5 protein-coding genes are annotated in these 4,714 nt (G+C 69.0%); 3 read left to right on the top strand and 2 right to left on the bottom strand.

Annotation, left to right across the window (positions count from 1 at the left end):
* A partial coding sequence (locus ELR45_RS09970) for a TetR/AcrR family transcriptional regulator (protein ID WP_165367641.1) occupies nt 1-632 on the top strand: 632 nt, incomplete at its 5' end.
* Nucleotides 633-644: 12 nt separating this feature from the next.
* Here the strand turns inward: ELR45_RS09970 and ELR45_RS09965 are convergent.
* Both ELR45_RS09965 and ELR45_RS09960 read right to left on the bottom strand, forming a co-directional pair.
* Entirely contained in the window at nt 645-1,781 is a 1,137-nt protein-coding gene (locus ELR45_RS09965; RefSeq protein ID WP_129665557.1) for an iron-containing alcohol dehydrogenase, read from the bottom strand.
* Nucleotides 1,782-1,931: 150 nt separating this feature from the next.
* Nucleotides 1,932-2,918, bottom strand: a complete 987-nt coding sequence (locus ELR45_RS09960; protein ID WP_129665555.1) for a hypothetical protein — start codon at nt 2,916-2,918, stop codon at nt 1,932-1,934.
* A 145-nt stretch (nt 2,919-3,063) separates the two neighbouring features.
* On the opposite strand from ELR45_RS09960, the gene ELR45_RS09955 reads away from it, so the two are divergent.
* Together ELR45_RS09955 and ELR45_RS09950 are read left to right on the top strand one after the other, a co-directional pair.
* Nucleotides 3,064-3,660, top strand: coding sequence for a TIGR03086 family metal-binding protein (locus ELR45_RS09955; RefSeq protein WP_129665553.1), 597 nt, complete (start codon nt 3,064-3,066; stop codon nt 3,658-3,660).
* 130 nt (nt 3,661-3,790) lie between these two features.
* The gene (locus tag ELR45_RS09950; RefSeq protein ID WP_129665551.1) at nt 3,791-4,708 is read left to right on the top strand and encodes a phytanoyl-CoA dioxygenase family protein; all 918 of its coding nucleotides are present in this window, start codon (nt 3,791-3,793) and stop codon (nt 4,706-4,708) included.
* Nucleotides 4,709-4,714: the final 6 nt, after the last annotated feature.

Below are 4,714 nucleotides of genomic sequence, written 5' to 3'. Positions count from 1 at the left end.
CGCGCAACGACCGTGCCCTGCTCCAGGCGGCCAGGGAGGTCATAGCTATGGACGGCGCTCATGCCTCGGTGGCGTCGATCGCAGCCCGGGCGGGCGTCGGGATCGGCAGCTTGTATCGGCGTTACCGCACCAAGGAGGAGCTTTTTCAGCACCTGGTGGCGCTGGCGCTCGACGAGTATCTCCAGGCGGCCGAGGAAGGGCTCGCCCGTGAGGATCCGTGGGAGGGCCTTGCGCACTATGTCACGAGCGCCATCGCCCTGGGCACGGGCTCGCTCGCGCCGGTTGCCGGCACAGTCGAGGTCACGGAGGAGATGGCGGAGAAGAACGCGCGCTCAGACCAGGCGGTCGAAGCCCTTGTGGAGCGTGCTCACGCGGCAGGCGTGCTCAGGCGCGACGTCACGACGGTGGACATCTCGCTCCTCATCGAGCAGATGGGAAGGTCCCCGCTACTCGAGCAACTCGCCAAGCAGGGACGGAGCGACCTCACCGAGGCCGCTCTGAAGGCGCGAGCACGGATCAACGCGATCGCGCTCGACGGACTCCGCGCAGGCGCTCCCGAGCCCTTGCCCGGTGATCCGCCGGGGTACGAGCTCTTCTCCGAAAGATGGGCCGCGCCGCCGAAGGACGCGTAGTGTCCGCAGGCCCTAGTACGCGGCGTTGACGAGCTGGTCGACGTCGTCGCGGGTGAGCTTGCGTGGGTTGGTGGCGGCTGAGTGGTCTTGGAGTGCGCCGTCGACGATGGTGGGGATCGCGTCGCGCGGGAGTCCCAGCGCCGACAGTGACCGTGGCAGGCCGAGCGCCGCAGTGAACCGGTCGAAGAACGCGGGGAGGTCGTCGCTGTCCGACAGCCCGCACGCAGCGCGTAGCGCTCGGTATTTCGGCTGTGCGGCGCTGTGGTTGAAGCGCAGGACATGGGGCAGCAGGACGGCGTTGAGCATGCCGTGATGCAGGGCGACGCCGTCGAGCCCGCCGGCGGGGTGCGAGATGGCATGCACCGCTCCGAGACCCTTCTGGAAGGTGAGCCCGCCCTGCAGCGCAGCCATCATCATCTCTCGTCGTGCCGTGGCGTCATCGCCGTCGTTGACGGCGGTCTCGAGATGTGCGACGGCGCGGTGCAGCCCGTCCAGGGCGATGGCCTCTGCGGGCGGGTTGTCCCGAGGGCTGAGGAAGGTCTCGATGCAGTGGCTGATCGCGTCGATGCCGGTGGCTGCGGTCAGCGTCGGCGGCAGCCCGTGGGTCAGCTCGGGGTCGCAGACCGCGCGGGCCGGGATCAGGTGGGGGGAGATGAAGCCCAGCTTGCGGCCGTCGCTCAGCGTGACCAGGGCGGCGCGGCCGACCTCACTTCCGGTGCCCGCCGTGGTTGGGACGGCGACGATGGGGGCGACGTCCGCCGTGATGCGTCCGATTCCGCCGAGGATGGCGGCGTAGCTTTCCAGCGGAGCGTCGTGGGTCGCCATGAGGGCGATCGCCTTGGCGAGGTCGATGGGTGAGCCGCCGCCGATGGCGATGAGCCCGTCGGCTCCGGACTCGCGGTAGAGCGCTAGGGCCGCCTCTGCGGCGTCTTCGGTCGGGTTCGACGGGGTGTCCTCGAAGACGGCGGCGATCCGGTCCGTGGGGACACCGGACAGCGTGCGATCCACGAGCCCGGCGTCGCGGACACCGCGGTCGGTGACCACCAGCGCGCGTGAGACGCCGAGCTCTGCGAGGTCGTCTGCCACGTCTGCCACGGCGCCCTCGCCGAAGCGGATCGTCGTCAGGTAGTTGATCAGCGAGACCGCCATGCGTGGTTCCCTTGCTCTCATGCCTCAAACGGCGAACGGCCGGACAAGTCACACGCACACGACAGTAGCCGACTCGGGGAGGCCGGGCCGCCGAGCGGCAGCAAAGCGGCCCGGAGCCCAGGGCCCGGGGCGCCCGGTACGCGTGCCGGGTCAGGTGAGGTCGTCGTCCTCTGCCATGAGCCGCTGACCGCCGAGACGGACCCAGAGCAGGTTCTGCCGGCGCTTGGCGCGGCGATCGCGTACTGCGAGTGCGACGGCGATGGCGGTGCAGATGACGCCTGCGCCAAGGACGGCCAGGCCGATCGACGTAGAGATGTCGAGTTCGTCATCGAGAAGGATGACCGGCGCGCCGATCAGGCAGCCCATGCCGAGCACGGCACCGAGCCATGCGGCCATCATCGTCAGGTGGTGGTCGGGTGGAGCTCCGTCGAACGGCTCGACCAGCCGCGGCGGGAGCCCGCGGATGACCTGTCCGGAGTCGCGGCTGCGCAGCCATGCCAGGACGGCCCACGGGTCTGGGAGCGGTTGGCCGCGCAGCTCGGCGACGAGCGTCCGTTTCCCCGCCGGGGACTTGGTGCCGTGCTCGCTGAAGACATCGGCGAGGAGCCGCTGCTCCGGGCTGAGGCCCTCGTCGTCGGCGGGATGCTCGATACCTGCCGCATCGATGAACTGTTCGAGGCTGCGTCGATCCCCGTCGCTCAGCCGCTTCAACGGCTCACCGGCGATGTGGACCCGGCCCCATGCCCCACCGGTCGCCTGGAAGCGATAGCTGAGATACGTGCTGGTCCGCGCCACGCTGGTCTGCCGCCATGCCCTCGTCACGGAGGCCAGCGGCACCGTCGTGCGGCCCAGCCGTGCCGTTCCCGCTCGCAGGTCGACGGCTATGGGGCGATAGGCGAGAGCGAAGCCCGCGAAGATTCCACCGGGGATCAGGGCGAGCCAGCAAGCGAGGGCCAGCAGGTAAGCCAGTGGCGCATCCCCGAACAGCTCGGACGTGGGCACGGCCAGAATCAAGGCCGTGATGCCGCCCGTGACGAGGATGAGCGGGAGGCTGCTGACGGCCGGCGAGCATCCGATCCTGGTCATCCCCGTAGAGGTGTCCGGAGAGGCTGTGTCCTCCGAGCTGCTGCGACTCATGTGCTGATGAGCTCCTGCGGACGTGACCATCGGGCAAGAGCGGCCTACTTTACCGACGCCACTGGTGCACATCTCCATGCGCGTGCGATGAGTTCGTGGCGCGGGAGAGGTCCGTACCGTAAGCGAGCCCGACGTAGGGAGTGACATGCTCAACCTGGAACCCGCGACCCGCATGCTGGCCGATTTAGTTCAAGGCATCGGCGATGATCAGCTGTCAGCACCGACCCCGTGCAGTGAGACGAGCCTCGGCGACTTGCTCGACCACGTCGATGGACTGTCCCTGGCGTTCGCCGCGGCTGCAGCGAAGACCCCACTCGATGGTGGGAGCCAGGGGCCCAGCGCGGACGTGTCATGCCTCGGATCGGACTGGCGCCGCCGAATTCCCGAACGGTTGGAAGCACTGGGGAAGGCCTGGCACGAGGAATCCGCGTGGACGGGGATGACGGAGGCGGGCGGTGTCGAGATGCCCGGGGAAGTCGCCGGGCTTGTCGTCCTGGACGAGGTCGTGGTGCACGGCTGGGACGTCGCCGTCGCCAGCGGGCAGGCCTTCACGTGCGAGCCGGACCTGTTGCAGGCCGTGCACGAGTTCGTGGAGGCGTCAGTGGCGGAGAACCCGCAGGGCAGCCCGGGCCTGTTCGGCCCGCCTGTTCCGGTCGGGCGCGACGCGCCGCTGCTCGAGCGCGTGATCGGACTGACTGGCCGCGAGCCGTCCTGGCGTCGGCCATCATCCGATGGTCGCTGAACACTGCTCTCGAGCAAAGTTCAGGATGGCCAGAAATGACATGGACGGACCACTGGTGCCATGTTCATCAGCTGCTTCTGCTCGTAGATTCGAGCCAGAATGGACATACGCCCATGACTGGAGGCGGCAGATGAACCCGACCGGCACCGTTGACCGCGCACCCGTCGCATCGGCTGGAACGCTGCGAGCCCGTGATGTCACCCTGGACACCGCCCACCTCGGCGAGCTCCGTCGTACGGATCCCGGCACCGACGTCGCCGAGTTGCTTCGACGGCTCAACGACGACGGCTACATCTATCTGCCGGGTTTCCACGATCCCGACGACGTCCGATCTGTGCGGGCCGATGTGGGCGGCCGGTTCGCCGCCGAAGGACTGCTCGATCCCGATGTGCTCCCGGACCGTTTGGTGGCGACTGACGCGCTTGGCTCTCCGGCCGTGCGCGCCGATCTGGCCCGCGCCAGCGGAGCCCTGGCCGACCTGCTCTATCGAGGCCGCACCGCGGCGCTTCACGAGGGCATGTTCGGCGAGCCCGTGGCCCATCTCGACTACACCTGGCTGCGGGTGGTCCCGCCGGGCCCGGGGACGAAGCCGCACGGCGACGGGGTGTTCATGAACCGCGGGACGCAGCGGCTGCGGACGACGTGGACGCCGCTCTCGGACGCGGGCTTCGACGTCGGCGGGCTGATCATCCTCGAGGGCAGCCACCGCCTGCCGGAGATCACCGATGATTACGGCCGCCGTGATGTGGACAGCTACTGCGAGAACAAGGGCGAGAAGCCGGGCGCGTGGGACGGCTCGCTGTCGCACGACCCCGCGGCGTTGCGTGAGCGCCTCGGCGGGCGCTGGCTCACCGCCGACTTCCGCGCGGGCGACATCATCGTCTTTGGGATGTTCACCGTGCACGGAAGTCTGGACAACACCTCCGAGGAGGTGCGGATGTCGACGGACTCTCGGTACCAGCCCGCGAGCGAGCCTGCCGACGAACGCTGGATCGGGCCGGAGCCGATCGCGCACGGACCTGACGCCAAGAAGGGGGTCATCTGCTGAAGGGAA

It is taken from the genome of Phytoactinopolyspora endophytica (genome assembly GCF_004138495.1).
Classification (GTDB): Bacteria; Actinomycetota; Actinomycetes; order Jiangellales; family Jiangellaceae; genus Phytoactinopolyspora; species Phytoactinopolyspora endophytica.
The sequence above is the reverse complement of the archived record's forward strand: the minus strand, read 5'-3'. Positions and strand labels throughout refer to the sequence as shown.